Genomic DNA, 23,994 nt, shown 5'->3' on the forward strand with positions numbered 1-23,994 from the left:
CGAGGCCCGAAATCGGGCCTCGGCGCCCGCGCGTGATCCACTAAGCGGGATCGTACGTCACACCTTTGCCACAGGATTTTGCCGCCGCTAAGAATTGCTCCCGTCGCACAGCACCGCGGATCCCCGGATCCACAAAGCGCCTTCCTGCGACTCCCGCTATTCGAAGAGGTTGCCCCGCCATGTCTGCTTCCCGCACCCCCGGTCACAGTCGTCTGACGAAGGCACACAAGCTGTCCATCGCCGGTGTCGCCACGCTGAGCGCCGCCGCCGTCGCCTTCTCCCTCGCTCCGGCCGACGCCGCCGAGGCCCAGACGGTCAACGCCGCCCCCGTCGCCTGGACCCAGGCCGTCAACGGCGCGCAGACGAAGACGCTGCAGGGCCACCTCTCCGCACAGCAGGTCATCTCCACGGCGAACGCCAAGGCCGCGGCCAAGATCAAGGCCGACGCCGACGCCAAGGCCAAGGCCGAGGCCGCCGCGAAGAAGGCCCGCGAGCAGAAGGCTGCCGCCAGCCGCTCCGCCGCCCGCACCCCGGTCTTCGCGAACAACCTGGACGGCTGGATCAAGGAAGCCCTCTTCATCATGAAGAAGGAGGGCATTCCGGGCACCTACGCCGGGATCCACAAGAACATCATGCGCGAGTCCAGCGGTAACCCGATGGCGATCAACAACTGGGACATCAACGCCCAGAACGGCATCCCCAGCAAGGGTCTGCTCCAGGTCATCTACCCGACCTTCAAGGCGTACCACGTCAAGGGCACCAAGTTCGACCAGTACGACCCGGTCGCCAACATCGTCGCCGCCTGCAACTACGCGGCCGACCGCTACGGCTCCATGGACAACGTCAACAGCGCCTACTAGGCCCTGACGCACCCAAACCCCCATGCGCCTCAGGGCGGCACCCGGACCTCCGGATGCCGCCCTGAGGCGTTTGTCGTGCGTGCGGAACGGTCGTGCGTCCGCGCGCCCGGGGTGCTACTTGCCCGCGCGCATGACCTCGGGCTCGTGGCGGCGCAGCAGGCGCTGCACCGCGAAGCCGCAGGCGACGCCGATGAGCAGCAGGATGGTGATGTTCAGGCTCCACTGCCCGATCGTCGCGTCCCAGAGCGGGTCCGTGTTGGTCGGGTTCTCCGCGTCCCACGGCGGCATGAGCTTGCCGAGGTTCAGCGTGGTGCCGGCGGCGGCGATGGCCCAGCGGGACGGCATCAGCCAGGCGAACTGCTCCAGGCCCGGGGAGTCGTACACCTGGAAGAGGATGCCGGTGAAGACGACCTGGACGATCGCGAACATGACCAGCAGCGGCATGGTCTTCTCGGCGGTCTTCACCAGCGAGGAGATCACCAGGCCGAACATCATCGAGGTGAAGCCGAGTGCGATGACCGACAGGCAGATCTCGACGGCCGGCGGCATGATCAGGCCTTCGGCGGGCAGGTCGCGCGGGAAGAAGCCGATCGCGCAGATGATCACGCCCTGGATGGCCGTGATGACACCGAGGACGATCACCTTCGACATGAGGTACGCGGACCGGTAGAGACCCGTCGCGCGTTCTCGCTCGTAGATGACCCGTTCCTTGATCAGCTCTCGGACCGAGTTGGCGGCACCCGAGAAGCACATGCCGACCGCGAGGATCAGCATGATCGTGCCGGCGTCGCCGTTGAAGCGGGACGGCGCGACGGGCGGCGCGAGGCCGAACTTCGCGGGGATCACCGTGGAGACCACGCCCAGGACGGCGGGCAGGAGCACCATCAGGGCCAGGAAGCCCACGTCCGACGCGATCACCGAGACGTAGCGGCGCATCAGCGTCCACAGCTGCGAGCCCCAGCCCTGCGGCTTGGTCGGGCGCATGTGCTGGACCGGCGGCATCGCGACGGACTGCGGGGCGACCGCGTCGATGTCGGCGGCGTAGAGCTGGTAGTGCTGGGAGCCCTTCCAGCGGCCGGCCCAGTCGTAGTCGCGGTAGTTCTCGAAGGCCGAGAACACGTCCGCCCACGTGGTGTAGCCGAAGAAGTTCAGCGCCTCGTCCGGCGGGCCGAAGTACGCGACCGACCCGCCCGGGGCCATGACCAGCAGCTTGTCGCAGATGGCCAGCTCGGCGACGGAGTGGGTGACGACGAGGACCGTGCGGCCGTCGTCGGCGAGGCCACGCAGCAGCTGCATGACGTCGCGGTCCATGCCCGGGTCGAGACCCGAGGTCGGCTCGTCCAGGAAGATCAGCGACGGCTTGGTCAGCAGCTCCAGCGCGACGGACACGCGCTTGCGCTGACCACCCGAGAGCGCGGTGATCTTCTTGTCCTTGTGGATGTCGAGCTTGAGCTCGCGCAGCACCTCGTCGATACGGGCGGCGCGCTCGGACTCGGCGGTGTCGCCGGGGAAGCGGAGCTTGGCCGCGTACTTGAGGGCCGTACGGACGCGCAGTTCCTTGTGCAGGATGTCGTCCTGCGGGACCAGGCCGATGCGCTGGCGGAGCTCCGCGAACTGCTTGTACAGGTTGCGGTTGTCGTAGAGGACGTCGCCCTGGTCGGCGGGCCGGTAGCCGGTCAGCGCCTTGAGCAGGGTGGACTTACCGGAGCCGGAGGGTCCGATGACGCCGATCAGCGACTTCTCCGGGACGCCGAAGGTGACGTCCTTCAGGATCTGCTTGCCGCCGTCGACGGTGACCGTGAGGTGGCGGGCCGAGAAGGAGACCTCGCCGGTGTCGACGAACTCCTCGAGGCGGTCGCCGACGATCCGGAACGTCGAGTGACCGACGCCGACGATGTCGTTCGGGCCGAGCAGCGCGGTGCCGGACTTCGCCAGCGGCTGACCGTTGACGTAGGTGCCGTTGTGGCTGCCGAGGTCGTGGATCTCGAAGCGGCCGCCGGGCATCGAGCGGAACTCGGCGTGGTGGCGCGAGACCTGGAGGTCGGAGACCACCAGCTCGTTCTCCAGCGCACGACCGATCCGCATGACGTGGCCCAGCGAGAGCTGGTGGAACGTCGTCGGGCTGCGGTCCCCGTAGGCCGGGGCCCCGCCCTGCGCCAGGTGGGGAGCGGCGGCGCCCTGCTGGTGCGGGAGGTGGACCTGCTGCTGCGCGGGCTGCTGCTGCTGTTCCCAGGCCTGCTGCTGGGGCTGCTGCTGCGGGGCCTGGTAGGCCGGGGCCTGCGGCTGGGCGTACGCCTGGGCCGGGGCCTGCTGCGCCACGGCCGGCTGCGGCGCGGCGGCGCCGGCGGTGCTCAGATTCAGCCGCGGGCCGTCCGTCGCGTTGCCCAGGTGGACCGGCGTGCCGGGCACGAGCTCGGTCTGCTGGACCCTGGCCCCGTGCACGTAGGTGCCGTTGGTGCTGCCGTGGTCCTCGATGCCCCAACCCCGGCCGTTCCAGGCGATGGTGGCATGCCGCCACGACACCCGGGCATCGTCGATCACCACGTCTCCCTGGGGGTCACGCCCCAGCGAGTACGACCTGGACGGATCGAGCGTCCAGGTCCTTCCATTCAATTCCAGTACGAGTTCCGGCACTCCAGCCCCACTTAAGTCCCCCGAGAATCCCCCATGACGTCAGGGAGTCTAGGGATGGCGAACATCCGGGGGAACTATTTCAGGCCTACAGCCGTATGTGGAATCCGGGCCTTGCCGGGGCGTCTACGACTGCCCGTTGACGGGGTCGAAAGTCACCCGGAGAGTGAGATACGGGACTTCTCGCCCGGTGGTCCCGTCGCGTACCGCTCGGTAGGCATCGGGGGTTCACCGTATGCGCCGCATCCGTTGGGGAGACGTGCTGCTGTCCGCCGTCGCCACCGTGGGCTGGTCCCTGATCGTGATGGCGGGGGTGGCCGGACTCGGGCTGCACCTGCTGGGCACCGACGCCGCGGCCGCCGGGGTCGACGCCGGTGCGACGGAAGCCTCGCTCGGCGCGATGACGGCGGCCGCGGTGGTCCTCGCCATCGGTGGAACCGTGACCCCCTCCGGTGACGTCTCGGTCCTGGGAATCACCGGTGCGGGCGCCGAAACCTCCCTGGACGTGATGCCCTTGGGGGTCTCGTCGGCCGGGGCGCTGGTCCTGGCGACGATGTTCCTGCGTTCGCTGCGGGCCGGGGCGGGACATGGGGAGACGGCGGCCAGGGTGGCCGTCCTCGCGGCGCTGTTCGTCGCGACGGCGGGCGGACTGGCGTGGGTCGGGCACGACGCGGTCACGTTCGACGGGACGCTGCCGCTGCCGGAGACCCCCGCGCGGGTCGAGATCCCGGGGATCGGTGACATCGGCGGGCTGCTCCCGGACCGCGTAGGGGATCTGATCGGGACCCGGACCCGGGTGGGGTTCGCGGTGGCGCTCGGGCCGACCCTGCTGGGTGCGGGGCTCTGGGTGCTCGCCGTACTGGCGCTCGCGCTGCTGGTCTCGCGGCGCGGGCCTGCCGCGGTGGCCCGGCTGCGCCCGGTGGTCTCCGCGGTGGTGTCGATGCTGCTGGTCGCGGTGGCGGCGGGTTGGGCCGCGGCGGTGTGGGCGGCGCTGGGCGACGACCACCCCCGTCGGGTGCTGGGCGGTGCGCTGCTGGGGGCGCCGAACGGGAGCTGGCTGGGGGTGCTGCTGGGGCTGTTCGTGCCGGTGCGCGGCCGGGTCACGGGGGCTCCGGCCCGGCTGCTGCCCGATCCGTTGGGCGAGTTGGTGGCGGTGCCCGCGCGGGAGCCGGTGACGGTGGCCCGCCTGGCGGAGTACGACGAGCGGGTCTGGCTGCTGGTCGCGGGGGCGGCCCTGCTGCTGCTCCACGCGGGCGTGCTGGCGGCCGTACGGACACCGGGGCGCGGGGTCCTGGGGTGCGCGGCGCGGCTGTCGGCCGCCACCGGGGTGGCCTTGGCGGTGCTGGTGTGGCTGACGGGGTTCTCGGCGGGAGCCTCGCTCGCGGTGCCGGGTGGGGAGGCCGTGGACGCGGGGGTGGAGCTGCGGGGAGACGTCCCGTACGCGCTGCTGCTGGGCGCGCTCTGGGGGGCGGTGGCCGGTGCGGCGGGTGCGGCCCTGGTTCCGCGGGGGCGGGCGGCCCTCCCCGGGCCGGTCGGCGCGCCGGGGCCCTCCCCCGGGTGGCCCGAACCGGGGACGCCCACGACCCCGTACGGCGGGCTCCCGCGTGGTGCGCGGCCGGCGGGTGGCGGGGAGGCGGACGGCTCCTGGGACGTGACCGTGACCGGCGTCCCACCGTGGTCGCCCAGGTCACCCCGGCCGGTCGGGCCGCCCAGGTCGCCGGGGCCGCCCCACCGGGAACCTTTCGCTCCGCCTCCCCCACCGGCCGGTCCGCCGCCTCCGCCGAAGCCTGTGAACCCGCCGAGGAATCCGCCGACGCCACCGCGGTGAGGCGGTTCCCCCGATCAGCGCGACCGTTCAAGACGTGGGACGGGGGTCCTGGGGGCCGGGCCGGGAAGATACGGTGAGGGCACCATGAGCGCATCGCAGACCTCCGACGTCCCCACCCTCCTCGTCAAGATCTTCGGCAAGGACCGTCCCGGGATCACCGCCGGGCTGTTCGACACCCTCGCCGCCTACTCCGTCGACGTCGTCGACATCGAGCAGGTCGTCACCCGTGGCCGCATCGTCCTGTGCGCCCTCGTCACCAAGCCCGCCGGCGGAGCCGAGGGCGACCTGCGGGCCACCGTCCACAGCTGGGCCGAGTCCCTCAAGATGCAGGCCGAGATCCTCTCCGGTACCGGTGACAACCGGCCGCGTGGCAGCGGCCGCTCGCACGTCACCGTGCTCGGGCACCCGCTCACCGCCGAGTCCACGGCCGCCATCGCCGCCCGGATCACCGAGACCGGCGGCAACATCGACCGTATCTTCCGCCTCGCCAAGTACCCGGTGACCGCGGTGGAGTTCGCCGTCTCCGGTGTCGAGACCGAGCCGCTGCGTACCGCGCTGGCCACCGCCTCCGCGCACATCGGCGTGGACGTGGCCGTGATCTCGGCCGGACTGCACCGCCGGGCGCAGCGCCTGGTCGTCATGGACGTGGACTCGACCCTCATCCAGGACGAGGTGATCGAGCTGTTCGCCGCGCACGCCGGGTGCGAGGCCGAGGTCGCCGAGGTCACCGAGCGGGCCATGCGCGGTGAGCTGGACTTCGAGCAGTCGCTGCACGCCCGGGTGGCGCTGCTGGCGGGCCTGGACGCGTCGGTCGTGGACAAGGTCCGCGCCGAGGTGCAGCTGACCCCGGGCGCGCGGACCCTGATCCGTACGCTCAAGCGGCTCGGCTACCAGGTGGGTGTGGTCTCCGGCGGTTTCACGCAGGTGACGGACGATCTGCGGGAGCGGCTGGGGCTGGACTTCGCCTCCGCCAACACCTTGGAGATCGTCGACGGGAAGCTGACGGGCAAGGTCACCGGCGAGATCGTGGACCGGGCCGGCAAGGCCCGGCTGCTGCGCCGCTTCGCGGCGGAGGCCGACGTACCGCTGTCCCAGACGGTGGCGATCGGCGACGGTGCCAACGACCTGGACATGCTGAACGCGGCCGGGCTGGGCGTGGCCTTCAACGCCAAGCCGGTGGTCCGCGAGGCCGCGCACACCGCGGTGAACGTGCCCTTCCTGGACGCGGTGCTGTACCTGCTGGGGATCACCCGCGAGGAGATCGAGGCCGCGGACCTGGCCTGACCCCGACGAGCGCGAACGGGCCCCGGCAGCCGATGCGGCCGCCGGGGCCCGTCGTGGTTCGGGGGCTCGCCGATGTGAGGGGTGGGGCGGTGTGCCGGGGCGACCGGTCAGAGGCCCTTGGGGGTCCAGTAGTCGAGCAGGGTGCCCACTCCGTGCTCCACGGACTTCCACGATCCGGTGAAGGAGACCACCGCGAGGGCCGCGGTCGGGAAGCCCGTACGGCTCATACGCGTCAGGGTGTCGCCCTCCGCGCGCCCCGAGAGGGCGTCGGCGAGGGCGTGCATGCCGGGGTTGTGCCCGATGACGAGGAGGTCGGAGACCTCGTCGGAGGTCTCGTTGAGCAGGGCGATGAGCTCGCCCAGCGAGGCGTCGTAGAGCCTCTCCTCGTAGTGGGTCTTCGGCCGGTGCGGCATCTCCTGGACGGCGAGCTTCCAGGTCTCGCGGGTGCGGGCGGCGGTGGAGCACAGGGCCAGGTCGAAGACGATGCCGGTTTCGGCGAGCTTCAGACCGACGGCCGGCGCGTCCTTGCGGCCTCGTTCCGCGAGCGGGCGATCGTGGTCGGACACCTCGGGCCAGTCGGCCTTGGCGTGCCGGAGGAGGGCGATCCTGCGGGGAGTGTCGGCGCTCATGATTCCCAGCTTCGCATGAAACGAGCCATGGGGCCGAGGGTGTTGAGGGAGCGCGGGAGGTCAGCCGACGGCGCGCAGGAGTTGCTCGGCGACCTGGACCAGTCCCGAGGCCTCGCCGGTGGCCGCGTGGGCCTCACCGGATCCGGCGAGGAGCAGCAGCAGGAGCCCGAAGGCCAGGGCGGGCAGGGCCAGGGCCCACCAGTGCAGCCGGGTGCCGACGGCGGTGGTGGAGCGGGCCCGGGGGCCGGACGGACCCGGTGGGAGGGGCCTGATGTGCGTGGGGGCCGACATGGCCGCCTCCGTGGGTGTGGACCGGACTGACTCGCTGCCTACGAATCTATGGATCCGGGGCAGTGGTTCCCATCCGGGGCACACCCCACTTCACCCTGAGCCTGACCCCCTAGGGGTGGTGGGGTTAGCCCCCCTCTCCCTGGAGTCCGCCCGCGCGGGGACGCCGCGCTCAGGGGGAGGCGATCGTGGCGATGACGGAGATGATCACGGTCACGGCGAGGAACGCGCCGAGGACGAGGCCGAGCTTCTTGCGGCCGTTCTGCGGGTTCGGTTCAAGTACGGGCGACATGTCGGTCAGTCTCCCATGCCGCATTCGTCCTCGATCGTGCGGTCCCGGCCGGCGAGGACGCCCAGGACGATCTGCGGCAGGAGCAGTCCGGCCATCAGGGCGAGCGGCAGGTCCCAGCCGCCGCTGTGCTGGTAGAGCGCGCCGACGAGGAGGGGGCCGGGGATGGAGATGAGGTAGCCGGTGCTCTGGGCGAAGGCGGAGAGCTTGACCACGCCGGCCGGGGACTTGGCGCGCAGCCCGATGAGGGTGATGACGAGGGGGAAGGCGCAGTTGGAGATGCCGAGCAGCAGCGCCCAGGCCCAGGCACCGGCGGCGGGGGCGAAGTAGAGCCCGACGTAGCCGATGAGGCCGAAGACGCCGAGGGTGACGGCCATGGCGCCCTGGTTCCTCATCCGGGTGGCGAGGTCGGGGATGACGAAGGCCAGCGGGACGCCCATGACCATGGTGACGGCGAGGAGCACTCCGGCGGTGGAGGCGGAGACACCGGCGTCGCGGAAGATCTGCGGGAGCCAGCCCATGGTGATGTAGGCCCCGGTGGCCTGGAGTCCGAAGTAGCAGGCCAGGGCCCAGGCGGTGCGACTGCGGACGACCCGCGGGCCGGTCACCGGGGTGACGGGGCCGGTGGTGGCCGCGGCCCGGTCGACGCGCCGGGAGGCGCGGGCGACGGGCAGCCAGGGCAGTACGGCGAGCAGCGCGAGCACGGCCCAGACCAGCAGGCCGGAGCGCCAGCTGCCGCCGAGGGCGTCGGTCAGCGGGACGGTCGCGGCGGCGGCGAGGGAGGTGCCGACGGCCAGGAACATGGAGTACAGGCCGATCATGGTGCCGACCCGGTCCGGGAAGTAGCGCTTGACGATCACCGGGAGCAGCACGTTGGTGAGGGCTATGCCGGCCAGCGACAGGGCGCTGGCGGCGAGGAAGCCGACGGCGCCGGTCGCGAAGGGCCGGATCAGCAGGCCGGTGGCGACCGCGACCATGCCGGCGCAGACGACGGCGGCCGGGCCGAAGCGGCGGGAGAGCCGGGGTGCGGTGACGCCGAAGACGGCGAAGCAGAGGGCGGGGACGGAGGTGATCAGTCCGGCGACGGTGCCGCTCATGCCGAGGCCCGTACGGGTCTCCTCGAAGAGGGCGCCGAGGCTGGTGATGGCGGGCCGCAGGTTGAGGGCGGCCAGCACGATGCCGACGACGAGCACCGGGCCGAGCCAGGTCGGCTGCGCCGTTGCGTGCGGGCCGGCGGCCGGGGCGCGGGTCGCGGCGGCCCCGGCGGACCGGTCGAGCGTCTGGGTTTCTTCGTCGGGCATTCAACCATCATAGAATCATGGGATGATTGGTTGTCCAGTCGCCGGTAGCCGCTCGCCGGCCCTTCGTGACGTCGCTCTTGAGAGGAACCCATGCCGCTGTCCTCGCCCCGGCGCTCCGCACTCGTCGATCAGGTGATCGCCCAGCTGCGGAACCAGATCACCTCCGGCGAGTGGCCGGTCGGCGCCCGCATCCCGACCGAGCCGGAGCTCGTCGAGCTGCTCGGGGTCGCCCGCAACACGGTGCGCGAGGCCGTTCGGGCGCTGGCGCACAACGGGCTCCTCGACATCCGGCAGGGCTCGGGCACCTACGTCATCGCCACCAGCGAGCTGGCCGGCGTGATGCACCGTCGCTTCGCCGGGGCCGAGCCGCGGCACATCGCCGAGCTGCGGTCGACCCTGGAGTCCTCGGCGGCCCGGCTGGCGGCGGAGCGGCGCACCGAGCGGGACCTCGTCCAGCTGGACGCCCTGCTGGCGCGCCGCGAGGAGGCCTGGGCCGGCGGGGAGGCGGAGGTGTTCGTGGCGGCGGACGTGAGTCTGCACATGGCGGTGGTGACCGCCTCGCACAACGACGTGCTGATCGAGCTGTACGCGGACCTCGGCGACCTGGTGGCCGACTGGCTACGGGCGGACGTGGGTACCGAGCTGCGCCCGTCCGCCCATCTGGACCACGCGCGGCTGATCGAGGCGATCCGGCGGGGCGACGGGGACGCGGCGGCCTCGGAGGCCGCGGGCTACCCCTTCGCCTGCCTCGGCGGGAACGCGGAGGACGCCCCGCTCACGGGCGCCGGTGGCTGACCCACGCCGAGCGGACCTCTTTCCAGCAGCGGCCGACGAGTTCGGTCCGGCCGGCCGGACCGATGGCCACGGCGACGCCGTCGCCGTCCACGTCCCACCAGCGGTCGCACTCGACGTGCAGCCGTACGAGGTCGGGCTCCGGGTAGGCGTTGTGGCAGTACGCCGACACCTGGGAGCCCTGGATGACGGTGTCGCAATCGGCGCCGAAGAGTTCACCCCCTGCGGGCCGTGCGGGCTGCGCGGGGGGTTCCGCGGGGATGTCGGCGAGGTCCACGACGGCGGGGGCCACCGCCTCGGGGCCGGGTGCGGACTCCTCCCCCAGGGGCTGCGAGGCGGCGCCGGGGACCATGAGACCGGTCAGGATCACGGACGTGACCAGCACGGATACGGCTCGGCTCGGTCTCGCGCGCACTCCTACCTCCTCCCCACAGGAGCCGAGAAGATCCCGGCCTGGTCAGTTTGCAGGCATCTGTCCCGGTTTTCGACTCGGGAAGATCCGGTCGGCCGGTGAACATGCGATCGAGCACACCCCCCACCGAGCGCGAGAACGGCGGGGGGGGGGGGGGGGGCGCGGGGGGGGGGGGGGGGCGCCCCCCCCCCCCCCCCGGCGGCGGCGGGGGGCGCCCCCCCCCGCGGGGGGGCCCCCCCCCCCCGCCGCCGTACGACGCGGGAGACCGATCGGGGATCAGGCACCCATCGCGTGCAGGCCGCCGTCCACGTGGACGATCTCGCCGGTGGTCTTCGGGAACCAGTCGGACAGCAGGGCCACGACGCCCTTGCCCGTCGGCTCCGGGTCGCTCATGTCCCAGTCCAGCATGGAGCGGGTGTTCCAGACCTCCGCCAGCTCGCCGAAGCCCGGGATGGACTTCGCGGCCATCGAGCCGATCGGACCGGCCGAGACCAGGTTGCAGCGGATGTTCTCCTTGCCCAGGTCGCGGGCGAGGTAGCGGCTGGTGGCCTCCAGGGCCGCCTTGGCCGGGCCCATCCAGTCGTACTGCGGCCAGGCGAACTGCGCGTCGAAGGTGAGGCCGACGATGGCCGCGCCCTCCGCCGGGAACAGCGGCTTGCAGGCCATGGCCAGCGACTTCAGCGAGAACGCCGAGACGTGCATGGCGGTGGCCACCGACTCGAACGGCGTGTTCAGGAAGTTGCCGCCGAGGGCGTCCTGCGGCGCGAAGCCGATGGAGTGGACGACGCCGTCGAGGCCGCCGAGCTCGTCACGGACGAGGCCCTCCAGGCGGGCCAGGTGCTCGTCGTTGGTGACGTCGAGCTCGATCACCTTGACCGGCTTCGGCAGCTTCTTCGCGATGCGCTCGGTCAGCGACGGACGCGGCCACGCGGTGAGGATGACCTCGGCACCCTGCTCCTGGGCCAGCCGGGCCGTGTGGAAGGCGATGGAGGACTCCATCAGCACACCCGTGATGAGGATGCGCTTGCCCTCGAGAATTCCGCTCATGGTGATCAGTGACCCATGCCCAATCCGCCGTCAACGGGAATGACGGCTCCGGTGATGTACGCGGCGTCGTCCGACGCCAGAAAGCGGACGGCTGCCGCGATCTCCTCGGGCTGCGCGTAACGGCCGAGCGGCACCTGGCCCACGATGCCCGCGCGCTGCTCGTCGGTGAGCACCTTCGTCATGTCGGTGTCCACGAAACCGGGGGCGACGACGTTGAAGGTGATGTTGCGGGAACCCAGCTCGCGGGCGAGGGAGCGGGCGAAGCCCACCAGCGCGGCCTTGGAGGCGGCGTAGTTGGCCTGACCGGCCGAGCCCAGGAGCCCGACGACGGAGGAGATCAGGACGACGCGGCCCTTCTTGGCCCGGAGCATGCCCCGGTTCGCGCGCTTGACCACACGGAACGTGCCGGTGAGGTTGGTGTCGAGGACGGACGTGAAGTCCTCCTCGGACATGCGCATCAGCAGCGTGTCCTTGGTGATGCCGGCGTTGGCCACGAGCACCTCGACCGCGCCGTGCGCGTCCTCGATCTGCTTGTAGGCCTGCTCCACCTGCTCGGAGTCGGTGATGTCGCACCGCACCGCCAGGACACCGAGGGAGGTGAGGGCCTGCGGCGGCTCACCCGACCGGTACGTGATCGCGACCTTGTCGCCGGCCTCCGCGAAGGCTTGGGCGATGGCGAGGCCGATGCCCCGGTTTCCTCCGGTGACGAGAACCGAGCGGCTCAACGGATCACCCTTTCGCTAGCGGTCTGAATACCAAAAACCTATAGGTCGCATCGCTCGTACGGAGAATCGACCCCCGACAGGGCCTTGCGACCGGCTCTGTCGAATCCCTACAGAAAGATGTAGGCACAAGGGCCCTGATCGCGACATGATCGGGGCGACCGGCTCCGACCACGGGAGGACTTCCGTGCCCCATTCCATCGACGCGGCCTTCACCGCGCTGCCCCTGCGGGCGCTCGCCGACGCGGCGCTCGCCCGGGCCCGCGCGCTGGGCGCCGAGCATGCCGACTTCCGGCTGGAGCGGATCCGTAGCGCCTCCTGGCGCCTGCGGGACGCCAAGCCCGCCGGTGGTTCCGACACCACCGATCTCGGGTACGCGGTCCGGGTCGTGCACGGGGGCAGCTGGGGATTCGCCTCCGGTGTGGACCTGACCATGGACGCCGCCGCCAAGGTGGCCTCGCAGGCCGTGGCCATGGCGAAGCTGTCCGCCCAGGTGATCAAGGCCGCGGGTTCGGACGAGCGCGTGGAGCTCGCCGACGAGCCGGTGCACGCCGACCGGACCTGGATCTCCGCGTACGACGTGAACCCCTTCGAGGTGCCGGACGCGGAGAAGGCGGCGCTGCTCGCCGACTGGAGCTCGCGCCTGCTGGCGGCCGACGGGGTGGCCCACGTGGACGCCTCGCTGCTCGCCGTGCACGAGAACAAGTTCTACGCCGACACCGCGGGCACCTCGACCACGCAGCAGCGGGTCCGGATCCACCCACAACTCACCGCGGTCGCCGTGAACGGCGCCACCGGCGAGTTCGACTCGATGCGCACCATCGCCCCGCCGGCCGGCCGCGGCTGGGAGTACCTGACCGGCACCGGCTGGGACTGGAACTCCGAGCTGGAGCAGATCCCCGGCCTGCTCGCCGAGAAGATGCGGGCGCCGAGCGTCGAGGCCGGCCGCTATGACCTGGTGGTGGACCCGTCCAACCTGTGGCTCACCATCCACGAGTCCATCGGCCACGCCACCGAGCTGGACCGGGCGCTGGGCTACGAGGCGGCGTACGCGGGGACCTCCTTCGCCACCTTCGACCAGCTGGGCAAACTCAAGTACGGCTCCCCGATCATGAACGTGACCGGTGACCGCACCGCCGAGCACGGACTGGCCACCGTCGGCTTCGACGACGAGGGCGTCCAGGCGCAGAGCTGGGACCTGGTCAAGGACGGCACGCTGGTCGGCTACCAGCTGGACCGGCGGATCGCGAAGCTGACCGACCTCGGGCGCTCCAACGGCTGCGCCTTCGCCGACTCCCCCGGGCACGTGCCCGTCCAGCGGATGGCCAACGTGTCCCTCCAGCCCGATCCCGGCGGCCTCTCGACCGAGGACCTGATCGGCGGGGTGGAGCGCGGGATCTACGTGGTCGGCGACCGCTCCTGGTCGATCGACATGCAGCGCTACAACTTCCAGTTCACCGGGCAGCGGTTCTTCCGGATCGAGAACGGCAGGTTGGCCGGGCAGCTGCGGGACGTGGCGTACCAGGCCACCACCACCGATTTCTGGGGCTCGATGGAGAAGGTCGGCGGTCCGCAGACCTACGTCCTGGGCGGCGCCTTCAACTGCGGCAAGGCCCAGCCGGGCCAGGTGGCGGCGGTCTCGCACGGCTGCCCGTCCGCGCTGTTCCGCGACGTGAACATCCTGAACACCACGCAGGAGGCCGGGCGATGAGCTCGTCGAACCGCATCACCAAGCCCCACGAGATCGTCGAGCGGGCCCTGGAGCTGTCCACCGCCGACGGCTGCGTGGTCATCGCCGACGAGGGGTCGAGCGCCAATCTGCGCTGGGCGGGCAACGCCCTGACGACGAACGGCGTGACCCGCTCCCGGACCCTGACGGTCATCGCCACGGTGGACGGCAAGGAGGGCACGGCCTCGGGGGTCGTCTCGCGCTCCGCCGTGACCGCGGACGACCTGGAGCCGCTGGTCCGGGCCGCCGAGGCGGCCGCCCGCGGGGCGGGTCCGGCCGAGGACGCCCAGCGGCTGGTCACCGGGACCCCGGCCTCGCCGGACTTCACCGACGCCCCGGCCGAGACGAGCTCGGCCGTCTTCACGGACTTCGCCCCGGCCCTCGGCGAGGCCTTCGCCCGGGCCCGCGAGGGCGGCCGGGAGCTGTACGGCTTCGCCCACCACGAGCTGGTCTCCACCTACGTCGGCACCTCGACGGGCCTGCGGCTGCGCCACGACCAGCCGAACGGCACCCTTGAGCTCAACGCGAAGTCCCCGGACCGGCAGCGCTCCGCCTGGGCCGGCCGCTCCACCCGGGACTTCAAGGACGTGGACCCCACCGCGCTGGACGCGGAGCTGGCCGTGCGCCTGGGCTGGGCGGAGCGGAAGATCGACCTGCCCGCGGGCCGGTACGAGACCCTGCTGCCGCCGACCGCCGTGGCGGACCTGCTGATCTACCAGATGTGGTCGGCGGCGGCCCGGGACGCGGTGGAGGGCCGTACGGTCTTCTCCAAGCCCGGTGGTGGCACGCGGCTCGGCGAGAAGCTGTCCGGGCTGCCGCTCTCGCTGCGCAGCGACCCGAACGCGCCGGGCCTGGAGTCCGCGCCGTTCGTGATCGCGCACAGCTCCGGTGACGACGCCTCGGTGTTCGACAACGGTCTGCCGGTCCCGGCGACCGAGTGGATCGCGGACGGCCACCTGAACCGGCTGAGCACGACCCGGCACACGGCGGGCCTGACCGGGATGCAGCTCTCCCCCGGCTTCGGGAACCTGATCCTGGACGCGGGCGGCGAGAAGTCCCTGGACGAGATGGTCGCGGCCACCGAGCGGGGCCTGCTGCTGACCTGCCTCTGGTACATCCGCGAGGTGGACCCCGCGACGCTGCTGCTGACGGGCCTGACCCGGGACGGCGTCTACCTGGTGGAGAACGGGCAGGTCGTCGGCGAGGTCAACAACTTCCGGTTCAACGAGTCCCCCGTGGACCTGCTGTCGCGGGCCTCGGAGGCGGGCCGGACCGAGAAGACCCTGCCGCGCGAGTGGAGCGACTGGTTCACGCGCGCCGCGATGCCGGCGCTGCGTATCCCGGATTTCAACATGAGTTCGGTGAGCAAGGGCGTCTGACCACCTAGAATGTGCGGGTAGACCCCTCATCCACATCCCTACTCACTCCATCTCTCAAGGAGAGTCACGACCGTGACTGACATCGTCGACGAACTGAAGTGGCGCGGGCTCTTCGCCCAGTCCACCGACGAAGAAGCGCTGCGCAAGGCCTTCGCGGACGGTCCGGTCACCTTCTATTGCGGCTTCGACCCGACCGCGGCCTCGCTGCACGTGGGGCACCTGGTCCAGGTGCTCACCGTGCGCCGGCTCCAGCAGGCCGGTAACCGGCCGCTGGCGCTGGTCGGCGGGGCCACGGGGCAGATCGGCGACCCGCGACCGACGGCCGAGCGGACCCTGAACGACCCGGAGACCGTCGCGAACTGGGTGACCCGGCTGCGCACCCAGATCGAGCCGTTCCTGTCCTTCGAGGGCGAGAACGCGGCGCTGATGGTGAACAACCTGGACTGGACGGCGGGCATGTCCGCCATCGAGTTCCTGCGGGACATCGGCAAGCACTTCCGCGTCAACAAGATGCTGACGAAGGACTCGGTCGCCAAGCGGCTCGACTCCGACCAGGGCATCAGCTACACCGAGTTCAGCTACCAGCTGCTCCAGGGGATGGACTTCCTGGAGCTGTACCGGCGCTACGGCTGCGTGCTCCAGCAGGGCGGCTCCGACCAGTGGGGCAACCTGACGGCCGGACTCGACCTGATCCACCGGGTCGAGCCGGGGGCGGTCGTGCACGCGCTGGCGACGCCGCTGATGGTCAAGGCGGACGGCACCAAGTTCGGCAAGTCCGAGAGCGGCGCCGTGTGGCTCGACCCGGAGATGACCACGCCGTACGCGTTCTACCAGTTCTGGCTGAATGTGGACGATCGGGACATCTCCACCTACATGCGGATCCTGTCCTTCAAGTCCCGTGAGGAGCTGGAGGCACTGGAGGCGCAGACCGCCGAGCGGCCGCAGGCGCGCGCCGCCCAGCGGGCGCTGGCCGAAGAGCTGACGGCGCTCGTGCACGGCGCCGACCAGTGCGCCGCCGTGATCGCCGCGTCGAAGGCGCTGTTCGGCCAGGGCGACCTGGCGGAGCTGGACGAGGCCACGCTGGCCGCGGCCCTGTCCGAGCTGCCGCACGCCCAGGTGTCGGAGCTCGGCCTGGTGGTGGACCTGCTCGCCGAGACCGGCCTGGTCGCGAGCAAGTCGGCCGGCCGGCGGACCGTGAAGGAGGGGGGCGCCTACGTGAACAACGCGAAGGTCACCGCCGAGGACGCGGTCCCCTCCAAGGAGGACCTGCTGCACGGGCGCTGGCTGGTGCTGCGCCGGGGCAAGAAGAACCTGGCCGCGGTGGAGGTCACCGGCGCCTGACGCGTCGTAGGGCGCGACGGACCCGTACGGCACCCGGCGGAGGGGCCGGTTCGGACTTCACGGTCCGGGCCGGCCCCTCCGTCGTGTGCCGCGGATCCCGCGGACCCGCTCAGGTCATCTGGCGGCTGCCGCCGCGCATCGCCTTGTAGGCCATCTCGCCGAGGAAGACGAACAGGACCGCTCCGGCGAGCTGCAGCAGGTGCCGGGTCCAGTCGATGCCCCGGGTGTCGGCGACCCCGATCCAGCCCGCGACGGCATTGCCGAGGACGCTGCCGATGATGCCCATCAGCGTGGTCAGCCAGAGGGGCTGGTGCTGTTTGCCCGGCAGGATGGCTTTGGCTATCAGCCCCAGCACGAAACCGACGATGATCGCCCACAACCAAGACATGTCGAGCCTCCTCCTGGCGCGTTGTGCGCACGTGGGGCCAGTTTCGACCCGTCCGGCGTACTGCGCATTTCGGACGGCGCCGTCAGGGGGTCCCCCTCTCCCCGACGTCGGGGGGCAGGCGTACCGTGAGAGGGTCCGGGCCGGGAGTGCCCGGCCGGCGATCGGGTGGTGGAGCGTGGAGCGGACGAAGCGGCAGAAGCGGAACGGGGCCGAGGTCTTCCGGATCACCGGCGCACGGATGGGGCTCGACGAGGACGTGCGGGGCCGCCAGCGCCGTTACGTGATCTCGATGGGCATCAGGACCCTCTCGGTCATCGCGACCGTGCTGTTGTGGAACGTGCAGCGCCCGGTGGCCGTCGTGACGCTCGTGGCCGGCGCCCTGCTCCCCTACATCGCCGTGGTCATCGCCAACGCCGGACGCGAGTCGACCCCCTCGCTGCCCTCGCACTTCATTCCGGCTCCCGTGCGACCGGCGCTGGACGCCGGAAACCTCAATAAAAGCTCAGATCAATCATGAAGTTCCGGTGCACTCCACCGGGTCCTGCGTGACATACTGCTCACGCGCTCCGCATCCCCCGTCGGAGCGACGGACCGACGCCGGGCAGCTCCCCCCGTGGCTGCTCGGCGTCGCCATTCCGTTCTAATGTGGGGCCGTGACTTCCTCCAACGCCTCCGGCCTCGACGAGAATCCCACCTGCTCCGCCAAGGGCTGCCGCGCCGCGGCCGTGTGGGTCCTGGCGTGGAACAACCCGACGCTGCACACGCCGGAGCGACGCAAGACCTGGCTGGCATGCGAGGAGCACCGCGAACACCTCTCCCAGTTCCTGGGGGTCCGCGGTTTCCTCAAGGACGTCGTGAAGCTGGACGAGTGGGTGCAGCCGGAGGGCTCGGAACGCCCCCGCTGACCCCGCCCGCGTCCCGGGTCAGCCGCCGATCGCGGACATCGGGCGCTCGGGCTGCACGAAGGACGGGTCGTCGAGACCGGCGCCCGCCTTCTTGCCCCACATCGCGACCTTCCACAGCCGGGCGATCTCCTCGTCCGGGGCGCCCGAGCGCAGGGCCGCGCGCAGGTCCGACTCCTCGGTCGCGAACAGGCACGTACGCACCTGGCCGTCGGCCGTGAGCCGGGTACGGTCGCAGGCTCCGCAGAAGGGGCGGGTGACCGAGGCGATGACTCCGACGGTGGCCGGGCCGCCGTCGACCACCCAGCGCTCGGCCGGGGCGGAGCCACGTTCGGCGGCGCCTTCCTCGGTGAGCGTGAAGCGGGTGCGCAGGGACTCCAGGATGTCCCCGGCGGTGATCATGCCGTCGCGCTTCCAGCCGTGCTGGGCGTCGAGCGGCATCTGCTCGATGAAGCGGAGCTCGTACTCGTTCTCCACGGCCCAGGCCAGCAGGTCGGGGGCCTCGTCGTCGTTGAGGCCGGGCATGAGCACGGCGTTGACCTTGACGGGGGTGAGGCCGGCCTCGCGGGCGGCGGCCATGCCCTCGACGACGTCCTTGTGCCGGTCGCGTCGGGTGAGGGTCTTGAAGACCTCGGGCCGCAGGGTGTCCAGGGACACGTTCACCCGGTCCAGGCCGGCGGCCTTCAGGGCCTGCGCGGTGCGCTTGAGACCGATGCCGTTGGTGGTGAGCGACATCTTCGGGCGGGGTTCCAGGGCCGCGCACCGCTCGACGATCCCGACCAGGCCGGGCCGCAGCAGCGGCTCGCCGCCGGTGAAGCGGACCTCGGTGATCCCCAGCCGCGTGACCGCGATGTGGATCAGCCGGACGATCTCGTCATCACTGAGCAGGTCCGACTTGCCGAGCCACTGCAGACCTTCTTCGGGCATGCAGTAGGTGCAGCGCAGATTGCACCGGTCGGTCAGTGAGACGCGCAGGTCAGTGGCCACGCGGCCATAGGTGTCGAGAAGCACTGTGGGCCCCCTCCCCTGTCCGGAAGTAGAGGTACGCGCGGATTTTGGATCTACTTCACGCGTTCTATTTCGAGACTACGTGACGCCTGTGTCATCGAGAGGTGCCCGAATGAACGGGATGTGACGTGGCCGCGTCGTAGGGACCTACCACGCGGCCACGCTGGGTGTTCGGACGATGTCAGTGCGCCCCTGTTCCGGTGAGGGAACGGACCTCCAGCTCGGCGAACTTCTGGGGGTCGGCCTTCTCCTTGGTGAGCACGGTTCCCAGCCATCCCAGGAGGAAGCCGAGGGGGATCGAGATGATCCCCGGGTTCTCCAGCGGGAACCAGAAGAAGTCGGCGTCCTTGAACATCGAGGTGGGCTTCCCGGACACGACCGGGGAGAACAGCACCAGACCGACGGCCGAGATCAGCCCGCCGTAGATGGACCAGAGCGCGCCCTGAGTGGTGAAGCGCTTCCAGAAGAGGCTGTAGAGGATGGTCGGCAGGTTCGCGGAGGCGGCGACCGCGAAGGCGAGCGCGACCAGGCCGGCCACGTTCAGGTCGCGGGCCAGCGCGCCCAGGCCGATGGCCACGGCTCCGATGACGACGGTGGACCAGCGGGCCGCCCGCATCTCCTCCTTCTCGGTGGCCTTGCCCTTGCGGATCACGTTCACGTACAGGTCGTGCGCGAAGGACGAGGAGGAGGCGAGGGTGAGGCCGGCGACGACGGCCAGGATGGTGGCGAAGGCGACGGCGGAGATCACGGCGAGCAGGATGGCGCCGCCTGTGGAGTCGGGACCGCCGCCGACGGCCTGGGCGAGCAGCGGGGCGGCGGTGTTGCCGGCCTTGTTGGAGGCGATGATGTCGGCCCGCTCCAGCAGCGCCGCGGCGCCGAAGCCGAGGGCGATCGTCATCAGGTAGAAGCCGCCGATGATGCCGATGGCCCACAGGACGGACTTACGGGCGGCCTGCGCGGTGGGCACCGTGTAGAAGCGGATCAGGATGTGCGGCAGGCCCGCGGTGCCGAGGACGAGGGCGAGGCCGAGCGAGATGAAGTCCAGCTTGGAGGTCGAGTCCTTGCCGTACTTGAGGCCGGGTTCGAGGAACTTCGCCCCCTGTCCGCTGTTCTCGGCGGCCTTGCCCAGCAGGTCCGAGATGTTGAAGTTGAACTTCACCAGCACGAGCAGGGTGATCAGCAGGGCGCCCGCGATCAGCAGCACCGCCTTGATCATCTGGACCCAGGTGGTGCCCTTCATACCGCCGATGGTCACGTAGACGATCATCAGTACGCCGACCAGGGCGACCACGGCCACCTTGCCGCCGTCGCTGGTGATGCCCAGGAGCAGCGAGACGAGCACGCCGGCGCCGGCCATCTGGGCGAGCAGGTAGAAGATCGAGACCACGATGGTGGAGGTGCCGGCGGCGGTACGGACGGGCCGCTGGCGCATCCGGTACGCCAGGACGTCGCCCATCGTGTAGCGGCCGGAGTTGCGCAGCGGCTCGGCGACGAGCAGCAGGGCGACCAGCCAGGCGACGAGGAAGCCGATGGAGTAGAGGAAGCCGTCGTAGCCGAAGAGGGCGATGGCTCCGGCGATGCCCAGGAAGGACGCGGCGGACATGTAGTCGCCGGAGATGGCGAGGCCGTTCTGGAAGCCGGTGAACTGGCGGCCGCCCGCGTAGAAGTCGGCGGCGCCCTTGGTCTGGCGGCCGGCCCAGACGGTGATGATCAGGGTGGCGACGACGAACAGCCCGAACAGGGTGATGATCAGCGGGCGGTGCTCGGAGGCGCCCGCGGCGACCGTCGTCAGGTGGTGCGTGCCGCTCATTCGCCGGCCTCCATTCGCGCCTTGATGACCTCGGCCTTGGGGTCGAGCTTCGCGGCCGCGTACCGCGCGTAGAACCAGGCGATCAGGAAGGTCGTCGCGAACTGGGCGAGGCCGAGCACGAGGGCGACGTTGATGTTGCCGAAGAGCTTGGTCCCCATGAAGCCGCCCGCGTAGTTGGACAGCAGGACGTAGAGCAGGTACCAGGCGATGAAGGCCACGGTGAGCGGGAAGGCGAAGGAGCGGTAGGAGCTGCGCAGTTCGCCGAATTCCGCGCTCTGCTGGACGCTCGTGTAGTCATCGGCCGTGGGGGCCGCCGGTGGCGTTCCCGCGCTGCCGGGCGGCGGCGCTGCTTCGGTGGTCACGGGGGGCTCTCCTTGTGACGCGGGTGCGGTGGGGACGACGGACAAAACAACCTCCGTGTGGGGGGACGGTGGTGCCGATCCCCCCTGTCAACGGCACGGACGGCGCGTCGGGACGGTTCAACACCCCGTGATTCTTGGGGAACTGATTTCTCGAACTGATGGCGCAGGGGCGAACGGCGACGCTAGGTTCACTTGTCATGAACCCGTCCGACGCGACCGCGTCCGGACGGCTTTTTCCCGTTCCGAGATGATCTGGAGAACCCATGGATCAGCTGGGGTCGCGCGCGCCCAAGAGGCGCAGCCGTGCTCTCGCCGTACCGGTCGGCCTGGCGCTCACCGCCTCGCTCGCCTTCCTGCCCGCGGTCTCGGCCTCGGCCGTCCCGCTGGGCGGCGCGGCCGACACGGCGCCGGCCTCGAAGGCCGACACCTCCGGCCCCAAGCTGTCGTACGTGGCCAACCTGAACGCGTACGCCACGATGAAGGCGGCGAAGAAGGCCGTCGAGCGGGCCGGCGGAACGGTGGTGACGGCCTATGAGCAGATCGGGGTCGTGGTCGCACACTCCCAGAACCCGGACTTCGCCAAGCAGCTGCGCGCCCAGCGCGGCCTGTTCGTGTCGGTCGGTGCCACCCGGACGGCCCCGATGACGGCGGCACGGACCACCGAGGAGGGCGCGACCCAGCAGCTGAGCACGGCGGACGCCGCCAAGGCGGCGGCAGCGGCGCAGGAGGGTCAGGAGCCGCTGGAGCCCAACCAGTGGGACCTGCGGACGATCAAGGCCGACAAGGCTCACAAGATCAACGATGGCAGCCCGAACGTCACCGTGGGCATCATCGACACGGGTGTCGACGACACCCACCCCGATCTCGCCCCGAACTTCTCCAAGAGCCAGTCGGCCAACTGCGTGGGTGGTGTCGCCGACACCGCCGAGGGCGCCTGGCGCCCGTACGCCGACGGCAGCGACCACGGCACGCACGTGGCGGGCACGATCGGAGCCGCGCGCAACGGCATCGGCGTCAGCGGTGTCGCGCCGGGCGTGAAGATAGCCGCGATCAAGGTGAGCGAGCCCGGGACCAGCCTCTTCTACACCGAGGCGGTCGTCTGCGGCTTCATGTTCGCCGCCGAGAAGGGGATCGAGGTGACCAACAACAGCTACTACGTCGACCCGTGGCTCTTCAACTGCAAGTCCGACGACGACCAGAAGGCGCTGGTGGAGGCCATCGGCCGGGCCACCAAGTACGCCGAGCGCAAGGGCACGCTCCACGTCGCCTCGGCCGGCAACTCCGACCAGGACCTGGCGGCCGACTCCCTCGTCGACGACAGCAGCCCGGACGACGCCACCCCGGTGCCGCGCACCATCGACCCGAAGGTCTGCCTGGACCTGCCCACGCAGCTGCCGGGTGTGGTCACCGTCTCGGCGACCGGTGACAAGGGTCTGCGCTCGTACTACTCCAGCTACGGCCTCGGGGTCGTGGACGTCGCCGCCCCCGGCGGCGACAAGTGGCAGGTCCCGGACACCCCGGACGCCAACGGGCGCGTGCTGTCCACCGTCCCGGGCGGGGGCTACGGCTACAAGCAGGGCACCTCGATGGCCGCCCCGCACGTCGCGGGCGTCGCGGCGCTCCTCAAGAGCGCCCACCCGTCGGCCACGCCCTCGCAGCTCCAGGCGATGCTGAAGGCCCAGGCCACGAAGGCGGCCTGTCCGACGCAGATATACGACGCCGCGGGCACCCTGATCGACGCCACCACCTGCGCGAGCAAGTGGGGGCAGACGGGCTACTACGGCTACGGAGTGATCGACGCGCTCAAGGCCGTGAAGTAGGACCGGTCGCACGGGCACGCGCACGGCACGGGCTCAGGAGAAAGGGGACGGGCCGGGCGGGATGATCTCCCGCCCGGCCCGTCCCCTTCGTGCGGCCTGTCAGGGCTTGATCATGACCTTGAGCGCGCTGCGGTCGTCCATCGCCCGGTAGCCGTCCGGGACCTCGTCCAGGGACACGGCCCGGTCGAAGACGGGCGCCGGGTCGATCGCGCCGCTGAGCACGTCCTTCAGCAGTTCCGGGATGTAGGCGCGGACCGGGGCCACGCCACCGCGCAGGGTGATGTTGCGGTCGAACATGACGCCGAGGTCGAGGCCGGTGCCGCTGCCGTGCGGGACGCCGACGTAGCCGATGGCCCCACCGTCGCGGGTGATGTTCACGGCGGTGCGCATCGACTGCTCGGTGCCGACCGCCTCGATGACGGCGTGCGCGCCCCGGCCGCCGAGGAGCTCGCGCACGGCCGCCTCGGCGGCCTCGCCGCGCTCGGCGACGACATCGGTGGCTCCGAAGAGCTTGGCGATGTCCGTACGTACGGTGTGGCGGCCCAGTGCGATGATCCGCTCGGCGCCCAGGCGCTTGGCGGCGAGGACGCCGCACAGGCCGACCGCGCCGTCGCCGACGACGGCGACCGTGGAGCCCTCGCGGACGCCGGCGCCCAGCGCCGCGTGGTGGCCGGTGCCCATGACGTCGGACAGCGCGAGCAGCCCGGTCAGCAGGTGGTCGTCGGAGACGGCCTCGGCGGGCAGCTTCACCAGGGTGCCGTCGGCGTGCGGGACGCGGACGGCCTCGCCCTGGCCTCCGTCGTGGCCGACCGAGCCCCAGAAGCCGCCGTGCTCGCAGGAGGTGAAGAGGCCCTCGACGCAGTACTCGCAGGTGCCGTCGGACCACATGAAGGGCGCGACGACGAGGTCGCCGGCACGCAGGTCGGACACGGCGGAGCCGGTCTCCTCGACGATGCCCAGGAACTCGTGGCCGATGCGCTGGCCGGGCTGCCGGGCGGCCTCGCCGCGGTAGGCCCACAGGTCGCTGCCGCAGATACAGGCACGCAGGACGCGGACGACGGCGTCCTCGGGGCGCTGGATCGCAGCGTCGGGCACCTCCTCCACGCGTATGTCGTGCGGGGCGTGGATGACGGTGGCGCGCATGGTGGTGCAGTCCTCCGGATCGGGATCGT

Annotated in this window: 23 protein-coding genes; 10 read left to right on the forward strand and 13 right to left on the reverse strand. The window is 71.1% G+C overall.

The genetic code is table 11. From position 1 onward, the window contains the following. The first annotated feature begins 179 nt into the window (after nucleotides 1-179). Nucleotides 180-860 carry a transglycosylase SLT domain-containing protein gene (locus tag ACGFYY_RS18825; protein ID WP_365272410.1) on the forward strand — a complete coding sequence of 227 codons (681 nt, stop codon included), beginning with the start codon at nucleotides 180-182 and terminating at the stop codon, nucleotides 858-860. Between the two features lie 114 nt (nucleotides 861-974). On the opposite strand, the gene ACGFYY_RS18830 is transcribed toward ACGFYY_RS18825, so the two are convergent. Continuing rightward, nucleotides 975-3,473 carry an FHA domain-containing protein gene (locus tag ACGFYY_RS18830; RefSeq protein ID WP_393710908.1) on the reverse strand — a complete coding sequence of 833 codons (2,499 nt, stop codon included), beginning with the start codon at nucleotides 3,471-3,473 and terminating at the stop codon, nucleotides 975-977. 253 nt (nucleotides 3,474-3,726) lie between these two features. On the opposite strand from ACGFYY_RS18830, the gene ACGFYY_RS18835 reads away from it, so the two are divergent. Together ACGFYY_RS18835 and serB are read left to right on the forward strand one after the other, a co-directional pair. Continuing rightward, entirely contained in the window at nucleotides 3,727-5,319 is a 1,593-nt protein-coding gene (locus ACGFYY_RS18835; protein ID WP_393710668.1) for a streptophobe family protein, read from the forward strand. Between the two features lie 84 nt (nucleotides 5,320-5,403). Further along, the gene (gene serB, locus ACGFYY_RS18840) at nucleotides 5,404-6,603 is read left to right on the forward strand and encodes a phosphoserine phosphatase SerB (RefSeq protein WP_189735767.1); all 1,200 of its coding nucleotides are present in this window, start codon (nucleotides 5,404-5,406) and stop codon (nucleotides 6,601-6,603) included. Between the two features lie 107 nt (nucleotides 6,604-6,710). Here serB and ACGFYY_RS18845 read toward each other — a convergent pair whose 3' ends face one another. The 4 genes from ACGFYY_RS18845 to ACGFYY_RS18860 all read right to left on the reverse strand — a co-directional run bounded on the left by ACGFYY_RS18845 (nucleotide 6,711) and on the right by ACGFYY_RS18860 (nucleotide 9,110). After that, complete coding sequence (locus ACGFYY_RS18845; RefSeq protein WP_365272416.1) at nucleotides 6,711-7,232, reverse strand: histidine phosphatase family protein; 522 nt, start codon at nucleotides 7,230-7,232, stop codon at nucleotides 6,711-6,713. Nucleotides 7,233-7,292: 60 nt separating this feature from the next. Next, on the reverse strand, nucleotides 7,293-7,523 hold the full coding sequence (locus ACGFYY_RS18850; RefSeq protein WP_365272419.1) for a hypothetical protein: 231 nt from the start codon (nucleotides 7,521-7,523) through the stop codon (nucleotides 7,293-7,295). Nucleotides 7,524-7,692: 169 nt separating this feature from the next. After that, nucleotides 7,693-7,812 (reverse strand): SGM_5486 family transporter-associated protein, encoded by a 120-nt coding sequence (locus ACGFYY_RS18855; RefSeq protein WP_252120216.1) that lies wholly within the window; start codon nucleotides 7,810-7,812, stop codon nucleotides 7,693-7,695. A 5-nt stretch (nucleotides 7,813-7,817) separates the two neighbouring features. Further along, nucleotides 7,818-9,110, reverse strand: a complete 1,293-nt coding sequence (locus ACGFYY_RS18860; RefSeq protein ID WP_365272422.1) for an MFS transporter — start codon at nucleotides 9,108-9,110, stop codon at nucleotides 7,818-7,820. A 90-nt stretch (nucleotides 9,111-9,200) separates the two neighbouring features. On the opposite strand from ACGFYY_RS18860, the gene ACGFYY_RS18865 reads away from it, so the two are divergent. Continuing rightward, nucleotides 9,201-9,905, forward strand: coding sequence for a FadR/GntR family transcriptional regulator (locus tag ACGFYY_RS18865; RefSeq protein WP_365272424.1), 705 nt, complete (start codon nucleotides 9,201-9,203; stop codon nucleotides 9,903-9,905). Here the strand turns inward: ACGFYY_RS18865 and ACGFYY_RS18870 are convergent. The 3 genes from ACGFYY_RS18870 to fabG form a co-directional block, all read right to left on the reverse strand. Further along, entirely contained in the window at nucleotides 9,886-10,317 is a 432-nt protein-coding gene (locus ACGFYY_RS18870; RefSeq protein WP_393710672.1) for a hypothetical protein, read from the reverse strand. The genes ACGFYY_RS18865 and ACGFYY_RS18870 overlap by 20 nt on opposite strands. 273 nt (nucleotides 10,318-10,590) lie before the next feature. Further along, entirely contained in the window at nucleotides 10,591-11,361 is a 771-nt protein-coding gene (gene fabI, locus ACGFYY_RS18875) for an enoyl-ACP reductase FabI (RefSeq protein ID WP_030720134.1), read from the reverse strand. 5 nt (nucleotides 11,362-11,366) lie between these two features. Next, nucleotides 11,367-12,086, reverse strand: a complete 720-nt coding sequence (gene fabG, locus ACGFYY_RS18880) for a 3-oxoacyl-[acyl-carrier-protein] reductase (protein ID WP_030720137.1) — start codon at nucleotides 12,084-12,086, stop codon at nucleotides 11,367-11,369. Nucleotides 12,087-12,231: 145 nt separating this feature from the next. On the opposite strand from fabG, the gene ACGFYY_RS18885 reads away from it, so the two are divergent. The 3 genes from ACGFYY_RS18885 (at nucleotide 12,232) to tyrS (ending at nucleotide 16,532) form a co-directional block, all read left to right on the forward strand. Continuing rightward, a complete protein-coding gene (locus ACGFYY_RS18885) occupies nucleotides 12,232-13,794 on the forward strand; it encodes a TldD/PmbA family protein (protein WP_393710675.1) in 1,563 nt (520 codons plus the stop codon). Beyond that, nucleotides 13,791-15,191 (forward strand): metallopeptidase TldD-related protein, encoded by a 1,401-nt coding sequence (locus ACGFYY_RS18890; protein WP_393710677.1) that lies wholly within the window; start codon nucleotides 13,791-13,793, stop codon nucleotides 15,189-15,191. The genes ACGFYY_RS18885 and ACGFYY_RS18890 overlap by 4 nt, the downstream gene beginning before the upstream one ends. A 72-nt stretch (nucleotides 15,192-15,263) precedes the next feature. Beyond that, nucleotides 15,264-16,532, forward strand: coding sequence for a tyrosine--tRNA ligase (tyrS, locus tag ACGFYY_RS18895; RefSeq protein ID WP_393710679.1), 1,269 nt, complete (start codon nucleotides 15,264-15,266; stop codon nucleotides 16,530-16,532). 109 nt (nucleotides 16,533-16,641) lie between these two features. Here tyrS and ACGFYY_RS18900 read toward each other — a convergent pair whose 3' ends face one another. Continuing rightward, nucleotides 16,642-16,920, reverse strand: a complete 279-nt coding sequence (locus ACGFYY_RS18900) for a GlsB/YeaQ/YmgE family stress response membrane protein (RefSeq protein ID WP_150256852.1) — start codon at nucleotides 16,918-16,920, stop codon at nucleotides 16,642-16,644. A 238-nt stretch (nucleotides 16,921-17,158) separates the two neighbouring features. Between ACGFYY_RS18900 and ACGFYY_RS18905 the strand changes: the two genes are divergently transcribed. Together ACGFYY_RS18905 and ACGFYY_RS18910 are read left to right on the forward strand one after the other, a co-directional pair. After that, entirely contained in the window at nucleotides 17,159-17,437 is a 279-nt protein-coding gene (locus ACGFYY_RS18905; protein WP_051782374.1) for a DUF3099 domain-containing protein, read from the forward strand. A gap of 136 nt (nucleotides 17,438-17,573) precedes the next feature. Further along, complete coding sequence (locus ACGFYY_RS18910) at nucleotides 17,574-17,825, forward strand: hypothetical protein (RefSeq protein ID WP_365272438.1); 252 nt, start codon at nucleotides 17,574-17,576, stop codon at nucleotides 17,823-17,825. An 18-nt stretch (nucleotides 17,826-17,843) separates the two neighbouring features. On the opposite strand, the gene moaA is transcribed toward ACGFYY_RS18910, so the two are convergent. The 3 genes from moaA to ACGFYY_RS18925 all read right to left on the reverse strand — a co-directional run bounded on the left by moaA (nucleotide 17,844) and on the right by ACGFYY_RS18925 (nucleotide 21,002). Then, nucleotides 17,844-18,833: a GTP 3',8-cyclase MoaA gene (gene moaA, locus ACGFYY_RS18915; protein ID WP_393710682.1), complete on the reverse strand. Its 990-nt coding sequence runs from the start codon at nucleotides 18,831-18,833 to the stop codon at nucleotides 17,844-17,846. 178 nt (nucleotides 18,834-19,011) lie between these two features. Further along, nucleotides 19,012-20,640: a cation acetate symporter gene (locus ACGFYY_RS18920; RefSeq protein WP_365272443.1), complete on the reverse strand. Its 1,629-nt coding sequence runs from the start codon at nucleotides 20,638-20,640 to the stop codon at nucleotides 19,012-19,014. Beyond that, on the reverse strand, nucleotides 20,637-21,002 hold the full coding sequence (locus ACGFYY_RS18925) for a DUF485 domain-containing protein (RefSeq protein ID WP_393710685.1): 366 nt from the start codon (nucleotides 21,000-21,002) through the stop codon (nucleotides 20,637-20,639). Before ACGFYY_RS18925 ends, ACGFYY_RS18920 begins: the two co-directional genes overlap by 4 nt. Nucleotides 21,003-21,265: 263 nt before the next feature. Here ACGFYY_RS18925 and ACGFYY_RS18930 point away from each other — a divergent pair, with 263 nt between their 5' ends. Beyond that, the gene (locus ACGFYY_RS18930; protein WP_393710687.1) at nucleotides 21,266-22,822 is read left to right on the forward strand and encodes a S8 family serine peptidase; all 1,557 of its coding nucleotides are present in this window, start codon (nucleotides 21,266-21,268) and stop codon (nucleotides 22,820-22,822) included. A 99-nt stretch (nucleotides 22,823-22,921) separates the two neighbouring features. Here the strand turns inward: ACGFYY_RS18930 and ACGFYY_RS18935 are convergent, their stop codons facing one another. Beyond that, a complete protein-coding gene (locus ACGFYY_RS18935; RefSeq protein ID WP_393710689.1) occupies nucleotides 22,922-23,965 on the reverse strand; it encodes a zinc-dependent alcohol dehydrogenase family protein in 1,044 nt (347 codons plus the stop codon). Nucleotides 23,966-23,994 lie beyond the last annotated feature (29 nt).

The sequence above is a fragment of the Streptomyces sp. NPDC048331 genome (assembly GCF_043201215.1).
Lineage (GTDB): Bacteria > Actinomycetota > Actinomycetes > Streptomycetales > Streptomycetaceae > Streptomyces.